Raw genomic sequence first — 20,818 nt, forward strand, 5'->3', positions numbered from 1 at the left:
CGGCCGTCCGGCGTAGGCCGGACGCGGCAGATGACCTATTTTTAAGTACAACTTGACCGCGTTCTCTGCTTCGTGACCCGAAGCTCAAAGCCGCGCGGTGTAGCATGCCGTGCTTTCACGCCCGGACAGGGTCCGGGCCTTTACAAGGATCGTGATGTCCTCACACCGATCGGTTGTTTGCCTCTTCGCCGCGCTGCTTTCGACATCTGCCCTCGTCGTCGGCAGCGCACTCGCCCAGACGACGGTCACGTCTGCGCCGCCCGCCAGCTTCACGCTCAGCAACGGCCTCCAGGTCGTGGTGATCCCTGATCACCGCACGCCCGTGGTCACGGAGATGATCTGGTACAAGGTCGGCTCGGCTGACGAGACGCCAGGCAAATCCGGCCTCGCCCACTTCCTCGAGCACCTGATGTTCAAGGGCACGGAGAAGCATCCGGTCGGCGAGTTCTCGCAGACCGTGCTCCGCGTCGGCGGCAACGAGAATGCATCGACTTCGGTCGACTACACCAACTACTACCAGCGCGTGCCGAAAGAGCAGCTCCCGACCATGATGGAGTTCGAGGCTGATCGCATGACCGGCCTGATCCTCAAGGACGAGAATGTGCTGCCCGAGCGCGACGTCGTGCTCGAAGAGTACAACATGCGCGTCGCCAACAGCCCGGACGCGCGCCTCAACGAACAGATCATGGCTGCGCTCTATCTCAACCATCCCTATGGCCGGCCGGTGATCGGCTGGCACCAGGAGATCGAGAAGCTCAATCGCGAGGACGCCCTCGCCTTCTACCGCCGCTTCTACGCGCCGAACAACGCGATCCTGGTGATCGCCGGCGACGTCGAGGCCACCGACGTGCGCCCGCTGGTCGAACGCAATTTCGGCCCGATCCCGGCCCAGCCCGCGATCCCCGCGCAGCGCATCCGCCCGCAGGAGCCGGAGCCGGCGGCACCGCGCACCGTCACGCTGTCCGACCCGCGCGTCGAACAGCCGAGCCTGCGCCGCTATTATCTGGTGCCGTCGGCGACGACGGCCGCGGCCGGCGAGAGCGCCGCACTCGATGTGCTGGCGCAGTTGATGGGCAGCGGCAGCAACTCCTATCTCTATCGCGCCCTCGTGGTCGACAAGCCGCTCGCGGTCTCCGCCAGTGCCAGCTATTCCAGCATCTCGCTCGACCCGACCCAGTTCGCGGTGTCGGCCTCGCCGAAACCGGGCGTCAGTTTTGCGGAGGTCGAACAAGTGATCGACGGCGTCATCGCCGACATCGCGCAAAACACAGTCCGCGCCGAAGATCTGGAACGCGTAAAGACCCAGCTGATCGCGGAAGCGATCTACGCTCAGGATAATCAGGCGGTGCTGGCGCGCTGGTATGGCGGCGCACTGACCACCGGCCTGTCGATCGAGGACATCCGGAGCTGGCCGGACCGCATCCGCGCCGTCACCGCCGAGCAGGTCCGTGAAGCCGCGCAAAAATGGCTCGAGAAGAAGCGCTCGGTGACCGGCTATCTGATCAAGGACACCAGCACCGCTGCCAAGCGCGAGGAGAAGCGTTCGTGACCCATTCCTTCCTCCGTGCAAGACACGTCCTGCGCGCAAGACACTTCGCGCTCTCCGTCGCCACCGGCGCGGCACTCGCGCTCGCCACGATCTCGCCGTCGCAGGCGGCAGCAAAAATCCAGCGCCTGGTCTCGCCGGGCGGCATCGAGGCCTGGTTCGTCCAGGACGCGACCGTGCCGCTGATTGCCATGGAATATTCCTTTGCCGGCGGCTCGGCGCAGGATCCCAAGGACAAGCCGGGCGTCGCCAATCTGGTCGGCGACCTCCTCGATGAGGGCTCCGGCGATCTCGATTCCAAGACGTTCCATGAGCGGCTCGACCGCCGCGCCATCGAACTCTCCTTCAGTGCCACCCGCGACACCTTCCGCGGCAGCCTGCGCATGTTGCGCGACAACAAGGACGAGGCCTTCGATCTGTTGCGGTCCGCGCTGACCTCGCCGCATTTCGACGCGGCCGATGTCGAGCGTATCCGCTCGCAGGTCATCTCGGGCCTGCGACGCGACACCACCAACCCGACCTCGCTCGCGAGCCGCAAGTTCCTGGAGATGACGTTCGGCGATCATCCCTATGGACGGCAGACCAACGGCACGCTGGAGAGCGTGCCGACCATCACGGTCGCCGACATGAAGGATTACGTCGCGCGCAACCTTGCCAAGGACACCCTGAAGGTCGCCGTCGTCGGCGACGTCGACCCGGCGACCCTGGGCAAGCTGCTCGACCACACGTTTGGCGCACTGCCGGCCAAGGCCAATCTCGTGCCGGTGCCGGACGTCGAGGCCGCCAAGCCGCCGCAGCGCGCCTTCGTGCCGCTCGACGTGCCGCAGACCGTGATCACCTTCGGCGGCCCCGGTGTGAAGCGCAGCGATCCGACCTTCATGGCGGCCTATGTCGTGAACCATATCCTCGGTGGCGGCGGCCTGTCCTCGCGGCTCTACCGTGAAGTGCGTGAAAAGCGCGGGCTAGCCTATTCCGTGTTCGAATCGCTGCTCTGGATGGAGCATTCGGCGATCTTCATCGGCAACACCGGCACCCGTGCCGACCGCTCCGGTGACACCATGGATGCCATCGAGAAGGAAGTGCGCCGCATCGCCGACGAGGGTCCGACGCAGAAGGAGCTCGACGAGGCCAAGTCGTACCTCAAGGGCTCGCAGATGCTGGCGCTCGACACCTCGTCCAAGCTCGCGCAGGCGCTGCTCCAATACCAGCAGGACAAGCTGCCGATCGACTATATCGAGAAGCGCAACGCCATCGTCGACGCGGTGACGCTGGACGACGCCAAGGCCGCCGCCAAGCGGCTATGGGGCCAGGGACTGCTGACCGTCATCGTCGGCCGCGCCCCGCAGGCTGCGGCGCAACCGGCCGCGGCGCCGGCGACCAAGTCGAACTGACGTCTCCCGACGTTTCCTGAAATGGCCGGGCTCGCCCGGCCATTTGCGTTTCCAGATGCACCATTGCCGAACAAGGATGTTCCGCGATATGTCGTGATATCGCCAATGGTGCCATCATGCTGCGGATATCCCGCGATCTCGTTATCGACGAGGACGACATCGAGATCGGCTTTGTCCGCGCCTCCGGCCCGGGCGGGCAGAACGTCAACAAGGTCTCGACGTCGGCCCAACTGCGCTTCGACACGCGCAAGCTGACCATCCCTGAGGATGCGGCGATCCGGCTCGCCCGCATCGCCGGCCAGCGCATGACCAAGGACGGCGTGATCGTAATCCACGCCCAGCGCTTCCGCACCCAGGAGCGCAACCGGCAGGACGCCATCGACCGCCTCGTCGAGATCCTGAGCGAAGCGATGATCCGGCCGACGCCGCGCCGCGCAACGCGGCCGACCTTTGCCTCCAAACAGCGACGGCTCGACGGCAAGAAGCGCCGCAGCGACGTCAAGGCCGGTCGCGGCGGACGCTTCGACGATTGAGTGGCCTTCATCGGCCACGAAGATTGAACTGCCGGGCATAGCAAAACCTCCGGCCGCCATGCGACCGGAGGTTCGCTCACTCAAATCTCGTGCGTCAGTAGCGCTTGCCGCTGGTCGCCGCCCCGCCCGGAGCGGACCCGTCGGTGGCGCTCTTGTGCGTGGCACTGCCCGTGGTGCCGACCGTGCCCTTCGTGCTCTTGGCCGGCTTCATGCCAGTCTGGCCCGCACCGCCCGGCTGCGCTTCCAGCTCTTCTTCGCTATTGCCCGCGACGCCGCCTTGGATTGTCTTGCCTTGCGCGCCGCCACGCAACTTGGTGTCGGATGACACTCCCTGCGCAAGGACGGGGCCCGCAAGCAGGGCGGAAAGAGCACAAGCGATCACTGAGGTCTTCACCAACTTCATCCATGTCTCCTGGATTTTCCGCGATGAGCAGCTTGGCCATTCCCCACGCCGTTCGCGGAAACCAAACCGCCCGATCGCGTCGATTGCACGAACGGCGTGCCCGCGATCCAACCCGCATGGTGTGGTCATCGTTTAGGGATTTGGAGGCGCTTTCGCGAAATTGCGCTCCTCATATGCGGCAGCGCGGAACATTCGCGTGGAATGACTGATCGCGATTTTGCAATTTGAATCGCTTGCGCGATGAAACAGCCCGCTACTACCACGGCATGTTTTGTGCCGCCTAGAGTTTGCGCACGCTGATTTTTGTCGTGGATAGACGGGTCTTGGCGATGCGCGCAGTCGTTCTTGGATTGTGCACCGCGATGGTGCTGGCGACACGTATTGCCGATGCGCAGATGCCGTTGCCGGCCGCGAAGCCGCCGGATGGCGCGACACTGTTCAAGCAGCAATGCGCGGTGTGTCACACCACCAATCTGTCGGAACCGATGCGACAGGGTCCGCCGCTGGTGAAGGTCGTGGGGCGAGCGGCCGGCAAGATTGAAGGCTTTCGCTACTCCGACGGTCTCGCGAAAGCTGATTTCACCTGGGACGACGCCAAGCTTGATGCGTGGCTGACCAATCCGCAGGCCGTCATTCCCGGCACGATCATGGCCTACCGTCAGGGCAAGCCGGAAACGCGCACCGCCATCATCGCCTATCTCAAGGAGCTGAACTGAATGGCCAAGCCTGTCCATTCCATGATCCGCGTACGCGACGAGGCACGATCGCTCGACTTCTACCGGCGCGCTTTCCACCTCGAAGTCGTGGATCATCTGAAGTTTCCGGACTTTGCACTGATCTATCTGCGTCACCCCTCCTCACCTTTCGAGGTCGAGCTGACGGTCAACTTTGATCGCAAGGAACCGTACCAGCTCGGCGACGGCTACGGCCATCTCGCCGTGGTGGTCGAGGATCTCGATGCCGAGCATGCCCGCTTCGCCCGCGAGCAGCTCGCACCGGGGCCGCTGCGCGACTTCAAGCACGACGGCAAGACGCTGGCGCGCTTCTTCTTCGTCAGCGATCCCGATGGTTACAAGATCGAAGTGATCCAGCGGGGCGGACGTTTCGGCTGATCACGATCACGGAAATCCCAATCATAAAAGACCTACGGAGGAACCCATGAGAGAAGTCGATCGTCGAAGCAAGCATAGCCGTCGCGTCTTTCTCAAGGGCGCAGCGACCGCCGTCCCGGTCGTGGCTGTGGCGACCAGTGTCGCCGTCAACATCGAGGACGCCTGGGCCGATGAGGCCGGCACACTTTCGCCCGCGACGATGAAGACCCTGCTGAAGGTCGCGCGCGACATCTATCCGCACGACGTTCTCGGCGACAGCTACTACATCACCGCGATCAAGCCGTGGGACGACAAGGCTGCCAAGGACCCCGCCGTCAAGTCGCTCATCAGCGACGGCATCGCGCGGCTCGACCAGAACGCGAAGGATCGCCACAAGGCGCCTTATGCCGAGGTGCCCTGGGAAGCCGATCGCGTGGTGCTGCTGAAGGAGATCGAGGGAAGCGACTTCTTCCAGAAGGTTCGCGGCGATCTCGTCGTCTCCCTCTACAACCAGAAAGAGGTCTGGCCGCGGTTCGGCTACGAGGGCTCCTCCGCCGAGCACGGCGGTTACATCAACCGCGGCTTCGCCGACATCGACTGGCTGCCGAAGGCCTAGGTCGCACCCAACGGTTCAGGAGAACGCATATGGCAAAATTCGATCTGAACGATAACAGCGTTGTGGTGATCGTCGGCTCCGGCGCCGGCGGCGGCACGCTGGGCAACGAGCTCGCGCAGAAGGGCGTCAAGGTCGTCATCCTCGAGGCCGGTCCGCGCATCGAGAACCAGGACTTCATCAATGACGAGTGGGACAGCTTCTCACAGCTCGCCTGGACCGATGCCCGCACCACGTCAGGCAACTGGCGCGTCGCCAAGGATTTCTCGGGCCTGCCCGCCTGGATCGTCAAGGCGGTCGGCGGCTCCACCATCCACTGGGCCGGCGCCTCGCTGCGCTTCGACGAGCACGAGTTCAAGATCAAGAGCACCTACGGCAACATCCCCGGTGCGAACGTTTTGGACTGGCCGGTGACGCTCGCGGAGATGGAGCCGTGGTACGCCAAGGCCGAGAACAAGATGGGCGTGACCCGCACCAACGGCATTCCCGGACTTCCCGGCAACAACAATTTCCGGGTGCTCGAGGCCGGCGCGAAAAAGCTCGGCTACAAGACCGTGCACACCGGCAACATGGCGATCAACAGCCAGCCGCGCGACGGACGCGGGTCCTGCCAGCAGATCGGCTTCTGCTTCCAGGGCTGCAAATCCGGCGCGAAATGGTCGACGCTCTACACCGAGATCCCCAAGGGCGAGGCAACCGGCAATCTGGAGGTCCGCCCCGGCAGCATGGTGGTCAAGATCGAGCACGATGCGAGCGGCAAGGTCACCGGCGTGGTCTATGCCGACGAGAGCGGGGCGATGCAACGCCAGAAGGCGCGGATCGTCGCAGTCGCAGGCAATTCAATCGAGAGCCCGCGGCTGCTGCTCAACAGCGCGTCGAGCATGTTCCCCGACGGCCTCGGCAACTCGAGCGGTCAGGTCGGCCGCAACTACATGCGTCACATGACCGGCAGCGTCTACGCCGTGTTCGAGAAGTCGGTGCACATGTATCGCGGCACCACAATGGCCGGCATCATCCGCGACGAGGCGGCCAATAATCCGAAGCGCGGCTTCGTCGGCGGCTATGAGATGGAGACGCTGTCGCTCGGACTGCCCTTCATGGCGGCGTTCCTCAATCCCGGCTCATGGGGCCGGCCGTTCACCGCTGCGATCGACGGCTATCCGCGGATGGCCGGCATGTGGCTGGTCGGCGAGGACATGCCGCAGGAGACCAACCGCATCACGCTCGATCCAACCGTGAAGGACAAGTTCGGCCAGCCCGTCGCGAGCGTGCATTACGACGATCATCCCAATGACCTCGCGATGCGGGCGCACGCCTACAAGCAGGGCGCGGCGGTCTATGACGCCGTCGGCGCCACCGTGACCTATCCGACACCACCCTATCCGAGCACGCACAATCTCGGCTCCAACCGGATGAGCGAGAAACCGCGCGACGGCGTGGTCAACAAGTTCGGACAGAGCCACGACGTGAAGAACCTGTTCGTCTCCGACGGCAGCCAGTTCACCAGCGGCGCGGCCTGCAACCCGACGCTGACCATCGTCGCGCTCGCGATCCGGCAGGCGGACTACATTGCAGGGGCGATGCAGAAGAAGGAGATCTGATCTGGCGCCGTCATCGCGCAGGACGGCATCGAGGAGAGATTGCGTATCCACACTCAAGGTGTCGTCCCGGCGAACGCCGGGACCCATAACCACAGGGAGAAGTGTGACGAAGATTAGTCGTTCGGTACGCCGATCACCCGCACTCGATTGATTCCGCGGTATGGCTCCCGGCGTTCGCCGGGACGACATCGAGAATGTGGATGCGGGCTCGCACTTAGCGCTATTCGGCCGCGTCGAGAATCGGCGCCACGGTGGCCTTGAACTCCTGCACCGGCGCCAGGCTCTTGGAGCGATAGATCAAGCACGAGCAGCGCAGCAGCGAGGCGAAATTGTTGACCTCGCCATGGTGGTCGAGCACCTCGTTGTAGAGCGTCGTCAGGAACTTGCCGACGCTCATGCTCTCCTTGGCCGCGATCTCCTCCAGCGTGTCCCAGAACGCCATCTCCAGCCGGATCGACGTACAGTGCCCACCGATCCGCAAAGACCGGGTCTGGGATTCATAGTCGCGTTGGGGCTGGTGCGCGAAGAGATGGCACATGGCGTCCTCCCGTCCTGTTGCCATTTTTTCACGATGCTACACCGCTGCCCGGCCCCCCACAATCAGGGACCGTAGCCGGAGAGCGGTCCGCGCCGGTTGCGGGATTTTCTCGAACGCCCAATGTCTTCAATGTGATAGGCATCCCTCTTCCCCAGGCTCCCACACGCCTGTTGCCCAACACATGCTTTTGACGCAACACGGCCTAGAATAGCGCCGTTCCGCGAATCCAAATCGAAAGCCCCATGCCCGTCCGTCAGCTTCCAGAGCAGGTCGTCAACCGCATCGCCGCCGGCGAGGTGGTCGAGCGTCCGGCGAGCGTGGTCAAGGAACTCGTCGAGAACGCGATCGATGCCGGCGCAAGCCGGATCGACGTCTTCACCGATGGCGGCGGACGGCGGCGGATTGGCATCACCGATGACGGCGGCGGCATGACCCAGGGGGACCTGTCGCTAGCGGTCGAACGCCATGCTACCTCCAAGCTCGACGACGAGGATTTGCTTCAGATCCGGACCCTTGGGTTCCGTGGCGAGGCGCTGCCCTCGATCGGTTCGGTCGCGCGTCTCGCCATCACCACGCGGCACGCCAGCGAGCCGCATGCCTGGGCGCTCACTGTCGAGGGCGGCGAGAAATCCGAGATCATGCCGGCTGCGCTCGCGCACGGCAGCCGCGTCGAGGTCAACGATCTCTTTTATGCGACGCCGGCGCGGCTGAAGTTTCTGAAGACCGACCGCACCGAGGCGGAGGCAATCCGCGAGGTGGTGCGGCGGCTCGCGATGGCGCGGCCCGATGTCGCCTTCACGCTCGCGGGCGAGGAGCGCGCGCCGGTGACCTGGGCAGCGGCGCTGCCCGGCGCCGCCGGGCGCCTGACGCGGCTCGGCGATATCCTGGGCGCGGAGTTCCGCAGCCATGCCTTCGAGGTCCATGCCGAGCGCGAAGGCGTCGTCGTCGCAGGCTACGCCGCAGCACCTGCGCTGACCAAGGCCAACGCGCTCGGACAATATCTCTTCGTCAACGGCCGTCCGGTGCGCGACAAGCTGATCCTCGGCGCTGTGCGCGGGGCCTATGCCGACTATCTGCCGCGCGACCGGCATCCGGTGCTGGCACTGTTCGTCACACTGGATCCGCGCGAGGTCGATGCCAATGTGCATCCGGCCAAGACCGAGGTGCGCTTCCGTAACGCAGGCCTCGTCCGTGCGCTGATCGTGCACGGGCTGAAAGAAGGCCTCGCGCGTGAGGGACGCCGTACCGCGGCCAACAGCGGCGAGAGCGCGCTGTCGTCGTTCCGCCCGGCCTTCACGCCGCCACGACCGGCAAGCTGGGACTGGCGAGCCTCGCCATCCGCTCCGGTCGCGCCGATGCCGTCATTCGAAGGCTCCGCCGCGCCCGCCTTCGCCGAGCGGGCTCAGGCCGCGTTCGACGTCGGCGCGCCGAGCGCCGACGTACGCTTCGACCCGCAGCCTGTGACCGATCTCGTCGACCGTCCGCTTGGTGCTGCGCGCACCCAGCTTCACGAAACCTATATCGTTTCGCAGACCCGCGACGGTCTCATCATCGTCGACCAGCACGCCGCGCATGAGCGCATCGTCTATGAGCGGCTGAAGGCTTCGCTTGCCGAAAACGGCGTGCAGCGGCAGATCCTGTTGATCCCCGAGATCGTCGAGATGGACGAAGCAACGGTCGAGCGCCTGCTCGAGCGCAGCGAGGAACTCGCTTCATTCGGACTTGCGATCGAATCCTTCGGCCCGGGCGCGGTCGCGGTGCGCGAGACGCCGTCGCTGCTCGGCAAGACCAATGCCGGCGGGCTGTTGCGCGATCTCTCGGAACACATGGCAGAATGGGACGATGCACTGCCGCTGGATCGCCGCTTGATGCACGTCGCCGCCACCATGGCCTGCCACGGTTCGGTGCGCGCCGGCCGCCGCTTACGGCCCGAGGAAATGAACGCGCTGCTTCGCGAAATGGAGGAGACGCCGAACTCCGGCCAGTGCAATCACGGCCGGCCGACCTATGTGGAGCTGAAGCTCGCCGATGTCGAGAAGCTGTTCGGGCGGCGGTGATTTCGTAGGGCGGGTTAGTGCCGTAGGGTGGGCAAAGGCGCAACGCGCCGTGCCCACGATCTTTGCATGATCGGCAGCGAGGCTATGGCCTCTTCAGAAACACGAACTCCGTATCGTCATACGCCCGCCGCTCCAGCTCCTCGTACCCTTCCGGCGTCACGAACTGCGCGGCCTTCGCCTCTTCCACCACCAGCAACGCCCCGGGCGTCAGCCAGCCGCCGTCCCGCAAGCTTGCCAGCGCCTTCTCCGCAAAACCCTTGCCATAGGGCGGATCGAGGAACACCAGCGAGAACGGCTCGACGGGATGTGCCAGGCCGAGATCGGTCGCATCGCGACGATAGACTTTTGTGACGCCGCCGAGGCCGAGCGACTCGACGTTGTTACGCAGCAGCGCACGCGCCTCCGCACCATTGTCGACGAACAGCGTGAACTTCGCGCCGCGTGACGACGCCTCGATGCCGAGCGCCCCTGTGCCGGCAAAGAGATCGAGCACGCGGGCGTCCTCGATCGGATTGTCATAGGCGTGCACGAGGATGTTGAACACGGACTCGCGCAGCCGATCCGCCGTAGGACGGATGTCGCGCGAAGACGGTGAGGCGAGATTGCGCCCCTTCAAGCGACCGCCGACCACGCGCATGTTATTCGTCCCGCGGCGTCAGATCGCGCTTGCCGTGATAGCCGCGCTTGGGACGGCGCGGCGGGCCGTAGCCGTTCGCCTCTTGCTCGTTGCGCTCGCGCGCTTCGTCGCTGCCGGTGCGCTGCACCAGCACGCGGCGACCCTTGCTGTCCGCGATCACGGCGCGCTTGGACGTCTTCGCACCGGAAGCATCGCCCTCGACAGATTTCCTCGGCACGTCGAACTGCGCGCCCGACTTCTCGATCACCTTGTCGCCGAGCTGATCGCGCAGCACGCGCGCGCGGACCTCTTCGACCTGGCCTTCGGGGACCTCGCCGAGCTGGAACGGACCGTAGGAGACGCGGATCAGCCGGTTCACCTCGAGCCCGAGATGGGCGCAGACGTTACGCACCTCGCGGTTCTTGCCTTCGCGGATCGCGAACACCAGCCAGACATTGGCGCCCTGATCCCGCTCCAGCGTCGCCTCGATCGGACCGTATTTCACGCCCTCGACCTCGATGCCGTCCTTGAGCTGGTCGAGCTGCGCCTGGGTGATGTCACCATGAGCGCGAACACGATAGCGCCTCAGCCAGCCGGTGTCCGGCAGCTCGAGCGTGCGTGCGAGGCCGCCGTCATTGGTGAGCAGCAGCAGGCCTTCGGTGTTGAAGTCGAGCCGGCCGATCGAGATCAGCCGCGGCAGGCCCTCGGGCAGATTGTCGAACACGGTCGGACGCCCCTCGGGGTCGTCATGCGTCGTCATCAGCCCGCGCGGCTTGTGATAGAGGAACAGCCGCGTGCGTTCGCGCTCCGGCAACGGCTTGCCGTCGACCAGAACCACGTCGTTCTTGGTGATGTCGAGCGCCGGGGAGTTGATGACGCGGCCGTTGACGGTGACGCGGCCCTGCGTGACCATCTCCTCGGCGTCGCGGCGCGAGGCGAGGCCCGCGCGCGCAAGTGCCTTGGCGATGCGCTCGCCGGCCTTCTTCGGCTTGGGCGCTTCTTCGCGACGCGGCCGTCCCTCGAAATCACGCTCGCGCGCGCGATAGGCGCCACGGCCGCCGAAGGCCGGACGCTTCTCGAAGATCCTGCTGTCGTCCTCGTTGTCGCGGCGCGGACGGTCGCCGAAGCGACCCTCGCTGCGCGGATGCTCCTGCCAGTCCATGCGGCCTTCGGGCCGCTCGCGCGGACGGTCGAATTTCGGACGGTCGCCACCGCGCCCGCCGCGCGGGCCGTCATCATCACGACGCGGCCGGTCGAACTTGGGACGATCGCGGAACGGACGATCGCCGGAGGCGCGATCATCACGCGAGCGCGAAAAGCGCGGACGGTCGTCACCGCGGCCACCGTCGCGGCGGTCATCGCGCTTCTGCCAGGGCTTGTCCTCGCCGCGGTCACGGCCGCCGAAATCCTTGCGCGGGCCCTTGCTGAAGTCCTTGCGCGGCGGCCGGTCGCCACGCGGGCGATCCTCGCGCTTCTGCCACGGCTTTGAATCGTCCCGCTCGCCGCGATCGCGCGAAAACTTCCGCTCGCCGTCGAACTTGCGTTCCGGACGCTCGCCGCGCGGCGCATACGGTCGCTTGTCGCCGAATTTCTTGTCGCCGAAGCGACCGGCGGGGCGCGCATCATCGCGATCCCGGCTGCGCGGCGGACGGTCGTCGCGGCCGGAGAAGGGACGGTCACCGCGCGGCTTGAACGGCCGCTTCTCGCCGTCACGCGACGGACGATCGGAGAAGGGGCGGTCGCCACGCGGCTTGAAGCCGCGCTCGCCGCGGCCCTCGCCGCCGCGATCGTCGCGCTTGAAGCGGGGACGGTCGGAAAAATCGCGGCGGGGCGCGTCGCCTTCCTCGCGGCGGCGGAACGGTTTACCCTCGCGGGGCGGGCGGCTGTCGCGGTCGCCACGCCCCTCGCTCTTGCCCTCGAAGCCGCGCTTGGCGAACTTCTTGTCGGGGCCGCGCGGCTTGCCGCTGCGGCCGCCCTTTGCGGGCCCCTTGGGAGGGCCTCGCCGGCCGCGGGAATCGTTGTCTTTGTCGCTGTCGCGAGGCATGAATAATCTCACTCAGGGGATGGCCAGTGAGCATTGTGCGCGCTCGTTTCGAGCCGCATGCTCAGGCAAAATCGGTAAGCACTTCTGCTGAAGGCGCAGCTACTAGCAGGTTTCTTCGGATGATACGAGGCTTGAAAGCCCCCTCTTTCATGGATTTAGCGCTCAAAACGGCCGAAAATGCCGGAAAGGCGGGCGAAGTTCCGATCGGATGCGTCGTCGTCAGGGATAACGAGGTCATCGCCACCGCCGCCAACCGGACGCTGACCGATTACGACCCCACGGGACACGCCGAGATCATCGCGCTGCGCGAGGCGGCGAAGAAGATCGGCAGCGAGCGCCTGGTCGACTGCGACCTCTACGTGACGCTGGAGCCCTGCACCATGTGTGCGGGCGCGATCTCGTTTGCAAGGGTCCGCCGGCTCTATTACGGCGCGGCCGACCCCAAGGGCGGCGCGGTCGAGTCCGGCGTTAGGTTCTTTGCTTCCCCAACCTGTCACCACGCCCCGGATGTCTATTCCGGCGTCGGCGAGAGCGAGGCGGCGCGGCTGCTCAAGGCGTTCTTTCGCGAGCGGCGTTAACCACCTGCGAAAAACGCGCGCAGCGCCTTGGCGGTCACGTCCGGGTTCTCCTCGGTGAGGAAGTGGCCGGAGTCCACCGGCTGGCCCTCGACGTTGGTCGCCCATTGCTTCCAGACATCGAGCGGCGTCGCGGCAGCCTGGGCGATGCCGACGCCGCCCCACAGCGCCAGCATGGGAATGGTGATCTTCTTGCCGGAATCGAAATCGGCCTTGTCGAGGTCGTAGTCGATGGTGGCGCCGGCGCGGTAGTCCTCGCACATCGCGTGCACGCGGGCGGGATCGCGGAACGGGGCGATGTAGTGCGCGAGCGCGCGCGCGTCGATCGCGTCCAGCGTCTTCGACTTGGTCTGGCTCGCCATCTTGAAGCGCAGGAAGAATTCGCCCTGGCCGGAGATCAGCGTCTCCGGCAGCGGCGCGGGCTGGGCCAAAAACGTCCAGTGATAGATCTTCAGCGCATAGGCGCGGTTCATCCGCTCCCAGTAATTATAGGTCGGCAGGATATCGAGCACCGCGAGCTTCGACAGCCGGCCGGGATGGTCGAGCGCCAGCCGGTACGACACCCGGCCGCCGCGGTCGTGGCCGGCGAGCGCGAAGTGGACGTGGCCGAGTTGCTCCATCGCCTCGACCATGGCCTTGGCCATCGCGCGCTTGCTGTAGGGCATGTGCAGCGCATCGCTCTCGGGCATGTCGGACCAGCCATAGCCGGGCAGGTCGGCGATGATCAGCGTGAACTCGTCGGCCAGCTGCGGCGCGACGCGGTGCCACATCACATGCGTCTCGGAGAAGCCGTGCAGCAAGAGCAGCGGCGGTCCGTTGCCGCCAACGCGGGCGAAGATGCGGCCGAACGAGGTGTTGATCCATTCGGAGGCGAAGCCGGGATAGAGGTCGGCGAGATCGGACATCTTCTGCATCCTTAGTCTAGTCAGTCGCGAGGGCGCCCCGACATGAAAGTCGAAAACAACCCCATGCACAGTAGCCAAGTTCAAGACTTGCCTGCACATTTTCGGCGTGCCGACGGGCGGAGCCGGGAATGACGCGGCGGGCGGCAAAAAGCCCGCCAGTTCCCTATCAGCCCTTGGCCTTCTCGGCTTCCACCGCCTGCCAGCCGATGTCACGGCGGCAAAAGCCCTCCGGCCAGTGGATGCGGTCGACGGCCTGATAGGCGCGCGCCTGCGCTTCGGTCACGGTCGCCCCCAGCGCGCAGACATTGAGCACGCGGCCGCCATTGGCAAGGATGGCACCGTCCTTCGCGACCGTGCCGGCGTGGAAGATCTCGGCGGTCTCGACCTTGGCGGCGTCATCGAGTCCCTCGATCCGCGTGCCCTTCTGATAGTCGCCGGGATAACCCTTCGCCGCCATCACCACCGTGAGCGCGGACTCCGGATACCAGCGAAGGTCAAAATTCCTGAGCTGCCCGTCGCAGGAGGCGAGGAACGCCGGCACGATGTCCGACATCATGCGCATCATCAGCACCTGGCACTCGGGGTCGCCGAAGCGGACGTTGAATTCGAACAGCTTTGGGCCCTGCGTCGTCAGCATGATCCCCGCATAGAGAATGCCGCGGAACGGCGTGCCGCGCTGCTTCATGCCGGCGACCGTCGGCAAGATGATCTTGGCCATGATCGCGTCGTGGATCGCCGGCGTCACCAGCGGCGTCGGCGAATAGGCGCCCATGCCGCCGGTGTTCGGGCCGACGTCGTGGTCGAACACGCGCTTGTGGTCCTGCGCGGAAGCGAGCGGAATGGCGGTCTCGCCGTCGCACAGCGCGAAGAAGCTGATCTCGCGGCCGGGCAGAAACTCCTCGATCACCACCTCGGCGCCGGCCTCGCCAAACGCGCCCTCGAACATCATGGCGATGGCGTCCTCGGCCTCGCGCACGGTTTTCGCGACGACGACGCCCTTGCCGGCGGCGAGGCCATCGGCCTTCACCACGATCGGCGCGCCCTGGCTCTGGACGTAGGCACGCGCATCGTTGGCATTGGTGAATCGCTTGTAGGCGCCGGTCGGAATGCCGAATTCGGTGCAGAGCGCCTTGGTAAAACCCTTGGAGCTTTCGAGCTGGGCGGGGATCTTGTTCGGCCCGAACGCCTTGATGCCGGCGGCGGTGAGGTCATCGACGATGCCGGCCGCCAGCGGCGTCTCCGGGCCGACCACGACCAGCTCGACCGCATTGGTCTTGCAGAAGTCGATCACGGCGGCATGGTCGGCGACGTCGAGCGCCACGCATTCCGCCTCGCGCGCGATGCCGGCATTGCCGGGCGCGCACCAGAATTTGGTCACCAGGGGGGAGGCTGCGATTTTCCACGCCAGGGCATGTTCGCGGCCGCCGGAACCAAGCAGGAGAATGTGCATCGAAGGCTCGAAATGAGGGGTTTTGCTGGGGCCGGAGGTCGCACGAATCGGGGTGGGGCTCAAGGGGGGACGCCCCACGCTCCCCGTCATTCCGGGAGGCGGGGCAAGAACCGCAATCCATTTGGACGGCATTTTTGGTGGTTCGCTGGATTCGAGGCTCACCGCTTTCGCGGCGCCCGGGAATGACTGCGGAAAGTTACGGTGACAGTGCATCAAATTCCAAAGCCAAAGGGTCAGTTGGCGCCGTCACCGTAATCCCCCGTAATTCGGCTTGATGCGTCGGGCAAAACAGGCGCACAATGCTATTATTCCGAAATCCCGCATACACTGCGGCAAGCGCCTCACACACGTGAGCCCGCATCTGTCGACATCGCCGCTCCTTCCGGCGAGGGGGAGTTATCACTTTGAATACACATTACCGCAGGTTTATAACGCGCCTCCCACACGGAGAACGCGTCCCCCTCGATGCGCTCCGGCAGTGGACCGAAAGCGGGTCTGTTGAGGCGGCATTAAAGGCCATGGCGAAGCAGGAAGAATTGCCCCATTGGGGCTCAAAGGGTGCGATTAATCGCGCCGGCGACGCGCTCCGTGGCGGTAAGTTGGAGCCAGGACATGCGGCTATTCTAGAATCGTGGAGGATGGCCCATCGCGATGTGATCAACTCGTTTCAGTCGCTCTTGCGGGCCAGAGCCAAGAACTTGGATGTGCAGGTGGCGCAACGATTGAAGCGCCGCTCAACGATCATCGACAAACTGTCACGCCATGACGGAATGCAGCTTGCTCGCATGGATGACGTGGCTGGTTGCCGGCTGATATTTCCTAGTATCAAAATGCTCTACGAATTTCGTACCAAGGTCCATCATGCAAAATTCAAGCACATCCGCAAAAACGAGAAAGATAAGTACAACTACATAGAAAGACCTTCGGATCGCGGTTACCGGGGCATCCACGACATCTACGAACACAGATCCAAGTCAAAGAAGGGGAATCCGAGGTGCGACGGCCTTCTTATTGAAATTCAGTACCGAACGAGCATTCAGCATGCATGGTCTACAGCCGTCGAGGTCGTAACTGAGGTTACTGAGCATGAGCCAAAATTCGATCGTGGCGACCGACGCTATGTCGAGTTGTTTCGGCTAGCCAGCGAGATGCTTGCTAGGACCCTAGAGGAATGCCCACCTCGATTGTTTCCCGATCTAAACAACAAAGAATTGTATGCCGCATTCGAGAAGCTAAATGGCGAAATTGGTGTGATGCATATGCTTGTCAATTTGGTCATCAACGATTGGGTTGGAGACCATATAGAGGCAGACCACATCATCTTGCATATCGGCAAGAAGAACGGGTTTAAGCTTTATCAGTTCGATCTGGAATTGGAGGCGTCTTCCAGGCTGCTTGAACTCGAAAAGGAGTTTCCGGAAGACAACATCGTCTTAGTGGGCGCCAGAAACGTCGAAGAAGTAAAATCAGCATTCAGAAATTACTTCAACGATGTGAGGGATTTTCTGGGTATGATGATGCGAGCATACAAGATGCTCGATCCGGAGACACACGCCGCAAGGATGGCTGAATATGACATTCAATGAGCGACGAGTTTAATGGCGACGAGACCGCATGCAGGCGTGACGAGATAATCCGCCGCATTGCAAATACGTCGAAGCAACCGAAGGCTATTTCTCGTCATCTTTCAAAAAGAGTATAAAGCTGGTGGGTGGTCGCGCGGTCCGCAAAGTCCGCGCACGCTATGAAGCCGAGACCTTCATTAGAGTTGGCACTAAACTTCAAGCCAAAGCATCAGCTGACGCAGTTAAGTGCACTGTCGCCGTAATTTCTCCTGCTCTGCGTGTGCGGAGCAATGCAATAGTCACCGGAACCGACAGATGTCTCATAGACCTGACTGGGCAGAGCAGCGGCAATTCCTAATCCGCCTTTACTTCGGGGACTTGGATGTAAGGGACGGATTCATTGGGAGAGCCTATCGCGACTTCAATCGTACGCTGCACGGCTTGCGGCAGCATGCCGACAAGGAACGGATGAAGGAGCGAGCCGCAATCCGCATGACTGCGTTGTTAAAAGAATTGGCCGCAATGCCTGCACCTTCAGCAGGGAGCCTTCAGGAACATTTTGACGGCTGGCACAATGACGCTTGCTCAATGATCATACGTTGCTTCGCGGACTTCGGAACATTTAACTACGGGCAAGCTCAGAAGTGGCTGAACATGACAATCAAGTATCGGTGGTTCTTCGGCGAAGTCGATCCACTCAATGGATGGTTCAAGGTCGCTCACATTCCTGTTGACGATTATGTTTTACGCGCTGCGAAGGCCAACGGCATTCCGATCCCGGTGCGGCTTCCTTGGTCTAGATGGGAGGCGTCAGCTTATCTCCGCTTTCAAGCCTGTGTGCGAGAATATGCAGCCCAACGAGGCATGACTCCGCTGGAGGTTGAACACCTTTGGTGGATGGGGTCACCAAAGGGCGAGATTGATAGCAAAGTCCTGAGCTGAGTTGTTGCGCCCAAATACAAAAGCGGCAGAGGCGAGCACAAATTCTGCAGAATTTCGGTGACAGTACACTAAACTCCAAAGCATCAGCTGACATCGTTTAGTGCACTGTCACCGCAATCCCTCAAGGGGCAAGCCCCAAACTCCCCATCGCTCCGAGGCGGGGCGTACATCTGGTCTCGCCCTCCCCTAGAGGTCGCAAAGAAGAGTAGCTAAGGTGAACCACGACGCCTAAGCGTGGCTAAGATTAACATCAACGCGTTTGAGACTGGGGAGAGGTGTCACCTTGGCGACCCGATATTTTCTTCGACAAGTCGTGGATGGAAGCGACAGCTGCGTCGAAATTGAACGAGCGGCTTATACCGAGCTACGGATTGCCGATGGCCACTTCGAACACGTCTTGAGCGTCGAAGATAAGTACGATGTTACGATCCAGAATTATCTGGAGTTTGAGACATCCATAGTTCAGGAGGCTGTTCGCGAGTTGATCGATCCTGGTCCCAGAGAGCGTTTTGATCAGCTTCGACGACTGCTGGCTAGGCGGCTTTCGAATGTTCTCTCCTCTGCTCGTCTATATCTCGACACGCTCAAACACCATTCGAGAGAAATCTTGGCGGACGACCCGATGCGGCTGGAGCGAGTTGAGGCAGCTCCCAGCTCACAGTACGATAGTTGTCGCGAATATCGCGTAGCTGAAGCTCTGAGGAACTATGCTCAACATCGCGCTCTGCCGGTGCATGGCTTGATCGGGCCGGCTACTGACGTGGTTCTATCTATGCGGCGGGATTTCTTCGTTGAGCCGTATGTTGATCCGGACGAACTGCGAAAAGATGGGTACTTCAAGGCGCAAGTACTCGAGGAGTTGCCTAGCGACGGAGAGGTCGTGAAACTCAAGCCGATACTGAGGGCATACATTGATGCAATTTGCCAAATTCACGATGCGTTCAGAAGGGAAACCAGATCTAAGCTTGAGATGGCCGCCGAATTTCTCGAAGCAGCCAGGGATCGCTTTGGAGAGCGATATCCTTCGGAGCACACCCATTTTCTTGGTGCCTTGATTGAAGACGAGAGCGGGATGTGTAGCGATGTAGTTTATATCGATGCCCAACTGTTGAAGCTTGTTCGCTATCTCCACTCGGATCGTCCATCGATGGAAAATCTACGACATCGCCGGATTGAGTACTGAGGTTTCGAACCCTTGTCGCTGGTGGCAGCAAGTGGTAGCAATAACCTAGCTGCAAATTGTTTCGGTTTTTAGTCCTTGCTAGAGCTGGCGCAGTATCCCCAGGGGACGCCACTTTCAATTCGACCATCGAAATCGCATTCCAATAAGGTGCGACGATTTCTGTCTGCGCTTTGGCTGTCGCCTCGCGTAACGATTGGCGCCTGCCAAGGAGAAGGAAATTATGCGGGACCTGTTTCTCTGCAAGGCAACCGCTCACTGGCTAGCATATAAGAAAGCTGCTGGCTTCGAGCACGCCCTTAGCGAGGCCCTTCTTATCGTCCCTGTAGCCGAATGCCTAGCCGCCAATGGATATACCCTCAAAACAGAGACAGACACCACGAAGTACGGCGTTGGAACGCCCGGCTTGTTCAACTACGACGTAGTCGCCGAGAAAGAAGGTGAGGTCGTATTTCTTGAGACCAAGTACCTAAGGGCTAAGCCCAACGCAAATCGGTGCCTGACAGATTTGATGAAACTGGCTCTGCCTGCCACCGATAATTGTCAACGCCTGCTGCTGGTTGCCGGCAAGGCGAAAATTGTAGAACTGCTCCAATTGGAGCGGCAGTATCACGTGGATGATCTCGATGACGTAGCGAAGTCGGATAGGGAGTTCGGCCGGTTCCTAAACAAGTTCAAGACCGAGAAAAGCAGCCCCAAACTTGTTCTTGTTCAGGCCTCAGACCCTATCGAAGCGGATGGCGAAGTCGTGAAGGCGTTCACTGTCAGCCGAGAATAACGTGGGATGAGTGCCTGCGCAGCATTTAAGCTTCGCAATCGCCTCGCGCGCGGGCTGCGTTGCCCGCTCGATCGGTTTGAGTATGGTCTCGCGACTTCCCATCTTCGCGTCGCGCAACGATCGCCTACATCTGCCTCCCCGCAATGATCTCCTGCAACGTCGCCACATGCCGCGCAAACGCGCCGCGGCCCGCCGCGGTGGCGGTCACCGTCGTCTGCGGCTTCTTGCCGACGAAGGCCTTGTCGACGGAGACGTAGCCGGCCTTGGCCAGCGTCTCGATATGCGCCCCGAGATTGCCGTCGGTGGCGCCCGTGAGCTTCTTCAGCCGCGAGAATTCGAGACCCGCCGCCGTGGCCGGCAGCGAGTTCAGCGCGGCCATGATCTTGAGCCGCAGCGGCTGGTGGATGATGTCGTCGAGCTCGGCCATGTCGCTAGCTCCGCCGCATCCAGAGGCCGCCGACGACCAGGCCGGCGCCGTTGACGACGGCCATCCACGGCAGGAACGCATCACCCGTGACGAAGAAATAGCCGACCAGCGTCAGTGCGGTGATCGCGAGCGCGATGACGACGAAGGCCGTGCCGAACCACAACCCCGCCAGCGCGTAGAACAGCATGAAATAGATGGTCCAGAACGCGCCCTGCTGGCGCGGCGTGAAGTGGCCGAGCACATGCGCGCAGAGGAAGCCGAAGGCGATGAACATCAGGAAGGCGAGCAGGATCCGCATGTCGAAGCCGCGAACACCGGTCGAAGCCTGGTTCGCCGCGCTGATCGCGAACGAGCCGGCGATGCCGAGGACGTAGACCGCGAGCCAGTAGTAATTGGCGCCCTGCGGCAACAGCCAGGTCGCGATGTCTGCCGCGAACACCAGCACGCCCCACAGGATCATCATCCGGCTGGCGAGATCGTAGATGCGCGACTGCCGCACGCGCTGGACGATGTCGTCGATCTCCGCCAGGGCCTCGGCGGCCTGCTTGCTGTCGATCATGTCA

General features: G+C 62.9%; 21 protein-coding genes. 13 read left to right on the forward strand and 8 right to left on the reverse strand.

Features of this window, described 5'->3' with window-relative positions; translation table 11 throughout:
- Positions 1–154: 154 nt before the first annotated feature.
- The 3 genes from QA645_RS37285 (at position 155) to arfB (ending at position 3,470) form a co-directional block, all read left to right on the forward strand.
- Positions 155–1,549 carry a pitrilysin family protein gene (locus QA645_RS37285; protein ID WP_283046094.1) on the forward strand — a complete coding sequence of 465 codons (1,395 nt, stop codon included), beginning with the start codon at positions 155–157 and terminating at the stop codon, positions 1,547–1,549.
- Positions 1,465–2,937: a pitrilysin family protein gene (locus QA645_RS37290; RefSeq protein ID WP_283046095.1), complete on the forward strand. Its 1,473-nt coding sequence runs from the start codon at positions 1,465–1,467 to the stop codon at positions 2,935–2,937. Before QA645_RS37285 ends, QA645_RS37290 begins: the two co-directional genes overlap by 85 nt.
- Before the next feature lie 116 nt (positions 2,938–3,053).
- Positions 3,054–3,470, forward strand: a complete 417-nt coding sequence (gene arfB, locus QA645_RS37295) for an alternative ribosome rescue aminoacyl-tRNA hydrolase ArfB (RefSeq protein ID WP_254134411.1) — start codon at positions 3,054–3,056, stop codon at positions 3,468–3,470.
- A gap of 94 nt (positions 3,471–3,564) precedes the next feature.
- Here arfB and QA645_RS37300 read toward each other — a convergent pair whose 3' ends face one another.
- Positions 3,565–3,873 (reverse strand): hypothetical protein, encoded by a 309-nt coding sequence (locus tag QA645_RS37300; RefSeq protein WP_283046096.1) that lies wholly within the window; start codon positions 3,871–3,873, stop codon positions 3,565–3,567.
- Between the two features lie 329 nt (positions 3,874–4,202).
- On the opposite strand from QA645_RS37300, the gene QA645_RS37305 reads away from it, so the two are divergent.
- From QA645_RS37305 to QA645_RS37320, 4 genes are read left to right on the forward strand one after another with little or no spacing between them, the layout of a single operon-like run.
- Positions 4,203–4,589 (forward strand): c-type cytochrome, encoded by a 387-nt coding sequence (locus QA645_RS37305; RefSeq protein WP_283046097.1) that lies wholly within the window; start codon positions 4,203–4,205, stop codon positions 4,587–4,589.
- Positions 4,590–4,985, forward strand: coding sequence for a VOC family protein (locus tag QA645_RS37310; RefSeq protein ID WP_254195639.1), 396 nt, complete (start codon positions 4,590–4,592; stop codon positions 4,983–4,985). It abuts the gene before it with no gap.
- Between the two features lie 46 nt (positions 4,986–5,031).
- The gene (locus QA645_RS37315; protein WP_254134415.1) at positions 5,032–5,580 is read left to right on the forward strand and encodes a gluconate 2-dehydrogenase subunit 3 family protein; all 549 of its coding nucleotides are present in this window, start codon (positions 5,032–5,034) and stop codon (positions 5,578–5,580) included.
- 29 nt (positions 5,581–5,609) lie between these two features.
- On the forward strand, positions 5,610–7,178 hold the full coding sequence (locus QA645_RS37320; protein ID WP_283046098.1) for a GMC family oxidoreductase: 1,569 nt from the start codon (positions 5,610–5,612) through the stop codon (positions 7,176–7,178).
- A gap of 220 nt (positions 7,179–7,398) precedes the next feature.
- On the opposite strand, the gene QA645_RS37325 is transcribed toward QA645_RS37320, so the two are convergent.
- Positions 7,399–7,716 (reverse strand): ribbon-helix-helix domain-containing protein, encoded by a 318-nt coding sequence (locus tag QA645_RS37325; protein ID WP_283046099.1) that lies wholly within the window; start codon positions 7,714–7,716, stop codon positions 7,399–7,401.
- 242 nt (positions 7,717–7,958) lie between these two features.
- Here QA645_RS37325 and mutL point away from each other — a divergent pair, with 242 nt between their 5' ends.
- A complete protein-coding gene (gene mutL, locus QA645_RS37330; RefSeq protein WP_283046100.1) occupies positions 7,959–9,773 on the forward strand; it encodes a DNA mismatch repair endonuclease MutL in 1,815 nt (604 codons plus the stop codon).
- A gap of 82 nt (positions 9,774–9,855) precedes the next feature.
- Here mutL and rsmD read toward each other — a convergent pair whose 3' ends face one another.
- Together rsmD and QA645_RS37340 are read right to left on the reverse strand one after the other, a co-directional pair.
- Positions 9,856–10,410 (reverse strand): 16S rRNA (guanine(966)-N(2))-methyltransferase RsmD, encoded by a 555-nt coding sequence (gene rsmD / locus QA645_RS37335; protein ID WP_283046101.1) that lies wholly within the window; start codon positions 10,408–10,410, stop codon positions 9,856–9,858.
- 1 nt (position 10,411) lies between these two features.
- The gene (locus QA645_RS37340; RefSeq protein WP_283046102.1) at positions 10,412–12,433 is read right to left on the reverse strand and encodes a pseudouridine synthase; all 2,022 of its coding nucleotides are present in this window, start codon (positions 12,431–12,433) and stop codon (positions 10,412–10,414) included.
- 119 nt (positions 12,434–12,552) lie between these two features.
- Between QA645_RS37340 and QA645_RS37345 the strand changes: the two genes are divergently transcribed.
- Positions 12,553–13,011 carry a nucleoside deaminase gene (locus QA645_RS37345; protein ID WP_283053495.1) on the forward strand — a complete coding sequence of 153 codons (459 nt, stop codon included), beginning with the start codon at positions 12,553–12,555 and terminating at the stop codon, positions 13,009–13,011.
- On the opposite strand, the gene QA645_RS37350 is transcribed toward QA645_RS37345, so the two are convergent.
- Both QA645_RS37350 and purD read right to left on the reverse strand, forming a co-directional pair.
- Positions 13,008–13,913, reverse strand: a complete 906-nt coding sequence (locus QA645_RS37350; RefSeq protein WP_283046103.1) for an alpha/beta hydrolase — start codon at positions 13,911–13,913, stop codon at positions 13,008–13,010. The genes QA645_RS37345 and QA645_RS37350 overlap by 4 nt on opposite strands.
- A 166-nt stretch (positions 13,914–14,079) precedes the next feature.
- On the reverse strand, positions 14,080–15,363 hold the full coding sequence (purD, locus tag QA645_RS37355; RefSeq protein WP_283046104.1) for a phosphoribosylamine--glycine ligase: 1,284 nt from the start codon (positions 15,361–15,363) through the stop codon (positions 14,080–14,082).
- A 518-nt stretch (positions 15,364–15,881) separates the two neighbouring features.
- Between purD and QA645_RS37360 the strand changes: the two genes are divergently transcribed.
- From QA645_RS37360 to QA645_RS37375, 4 genes are all read left to right on the forward strand, one after another.
- Positions 15,882–16,949: a RelA/SpoT domain-containing protein gene (locus QA645_RS37360; RefSeq protein WP_283046105.1), complete on the forward strand. Its 1,068-nt coding sequence runs from the start codon at positions 15,882–15,884 to the stop codon at positions 16,947–16,949.
- Positions 16,950–17,243: 294 nt separating this feature from the next.
- Positions 17,244–17,870: a hypothetical protein gene (locus tag QA645_RS37365; RefSeq protein WP_283046106.1), complete on the forward strand. Its 627-nt coding sequence runs from the start codon at positions 17,244–17,246 to the stop codon at positions 17,868–17,870.
- A gap of 283 nt (positions 17,871–18,153) precedes the next feature.
- Positions 18,154–19,053: a hypothetical protein gene (locus QA645_RS37370; protein ID WP_283046107.1), complete on the forward strand. Its 900-nt coding sequence runs from the start codon at positions 18,154–18,156 to the stop codon at positions 19,051–19,053.
- Between the two features lie 220 nt (positions 19,054–19,273).
- Complete coding sequence (locus QA645_RS37375; protein ID WP_283046108.1) at positions 19,274–19,828, forward strand: hypothetical protein; 555 nt, start codon at positions 19,274–19,276, stop codon at positions 19,826–19,828.
- A 124-nt stretch (positions 19,829–19,952) separates the two neighbouring features.
- Here the strand turns inward: QA645_RS37375 and QA645_RS37380 are convergent, their stop codons facing one another.
- Both QA645_RS37380 and QA645_RS37385 read right to left on the reverse strand, forming a co-directional pair.
- Positions 19,953–20,255 carry a transcriptional regulator gene (locus tag QA645_RS37380; RefSeq protein WP_283046109.1) on the reverse strand — a complete coding sequence of 101 codons (303 nt, stop codon included), beginning with the start codon at positions 20,253–20,255 and terminating at the stop codon, positions 19,953–19,955.
- 4 nt (positions 20,256–20,259) lie between these two features.
- Positions 20,260–20,814, reverse strand: coding sequence for a hypothetical protein (locus QA645_RS37385; protein WP_283046110.1), 555 nt, complete (start codon positions 20,812–20,814; stop codon positions 20,260–20,262).
- Positions 20,815–20,818 lie beyond the last annotated feature (4 nt).

The sequence above is a fragment of the Bradyrhizobium sp. CIAT3101 genome, assembly GCF_029714945.1.
Lineage (GTDB): Bacteria > Pseudomonadota > Alphaproteobacteria > Rhizobiales > Xanthobacteraceae > Bradyrhizobium.

Excerpts from the sequence above, each read along its gene's own strand:
- QA645_RS37285 (WP_283046094.1), top strand. The coding sequence starts at position 155 with ATGTCCTCACACCGATCGGTTGTTTGCCTCTTCGCCGCGCTGCTTTCG.
- QA645_RS37290 (WP_283046095.1), top strand. The coding sequence starts at position 1,465 with ATGGCTCGAGAAGAAGCGCTCGGTGACCGGCTATCTGATCAAGGACAC.
- arfB (WP_254134411.1), top strand. The coding sequence starts at position 3,054 with ATGCTGCGGATATCCCGCGATCTCGTTATCGACGAGGACGACATCGAG.
- QA645_RS37300 (WP_283046096.1), bottom strand. The coding sequence starts at position 3,873 with ATGAAGTTGGTGAAGACCTCAGTGATCGCTTGTGCTCTTTCCGCCCTG.
- QA645_RS37305 (WP_283046097.1), top strand. The coding sequence starts at position 4,203 with ATGCGCGCAGTCGTTCTTGGATTGTGCACCGCGATGGTGCTGGCGACA.
- QA645_RS37310 (WP_254195639.1), top strand. The coding sequence starts at position 4,590 with ATGGCCAAGCCTGTCCATTCCATGATCCGCGTACGCGACGAGGCACGA.
- QA645_RS37315 (WP_254134415.1), top strand. The coding sequence starts at position 5,032 with ATGAGAGAAGTCGATCGTCGAAGCAAGCATAGCCGTCGCGTCTTTCTC.
- QA645_RS37320 (WP_283046098.1), top strand. The coding sequence starts at position 5,610 with ATGGCAAAATTCGATCTGAACGATAACAGCGTTGTGGTGATCGTCGGC.
- QA645_RS37325 (WP_283046099.1), bottom strand. The coding sequence starts at position 7,716 with ATGTGCCATCTCTTCGCGCACCAGCCCCAACGCGACTATGAATCCCAG.
- mutL (WP_283046100.1), top strand. The coding sequence starts at position 7,959 with ATGCCCGTCCGTCAGCTTCCAGAGCAGGTCGTCAACCGCATCGCCGCC.
- rsmD (WP_283046101.1), bottom strand. The coding sequence starts at position 10,410 with ATGCGCGTGGTCGGCGGTCGCTTGAAGGGGCGCAATCTCGCCTCACCG.
- QA645_RS37340 (WP_283046102.1), bottom strand. The coding sequence starts at position 12,433 with ATGCCTCGCGACAGCGACAAAGACAACGATTCCCGCGGCCGGCGAGGC.
- QA645_RS37345 (WP_283053495.1), top strand. The coding sequence starts at position 12,553 with ATGATACGAGGCTTGAAAGCCCCCTCTTTCATGGATTTAGCGCTCAAA.
- QA645_RS37350 (WP_283046103.1), bottom strand. The coding sequence starts at position 13,913 with ATGTCCGATCTCGCCGACCTCTATCCCGGCTTCGCCTCCGAATGGATC.
- purD (WP_283046104.1), bottom strand. The coding sequence starts at position 15,363 with ATGCACATTCTCCTGCTTGGTTCCGGCGGCCGCGAACATGCCCTGGCG.
- QA645_RS37360 (WP_283046105.1), top strand. The coding sequence starts at position 15,882 with ATGGCGAAGCAGGAAGAATTGCCCCATTGGGGCTCAAAGGGTGCGATT.
- QA645_RS37365 (WP_283046106.1), top strand. The coding sequence starts at position 17,244 with ATGTCTCATAGACCTGACTGGGCAGAGCAGCGGCAATTCCTAATCCGC.
- QA645_RS37375 (WP_283046108.1), top strand. The coding sequence starts at position 19,274 with ATGCGGGACCTGTTTCTCTGCAAGGCAACCGCTCACTGGCTAGCATAT.
- QA645_RS37380 (WP_283046109.1), bottom strand. The coding sequence starts at position 20,255 with ATGGCCGAGCTCGACGACATCATCCACCAGCCGCTGCGGCTCAAGATC.
- QA645_RS37385 (WP_283046110.1), bottom strand. The coding sequence starts at position 20,814 with ATGATCGACAGCAAGCAGGCCGCCGAGGCCCTGGCGGAGATCGACGAC.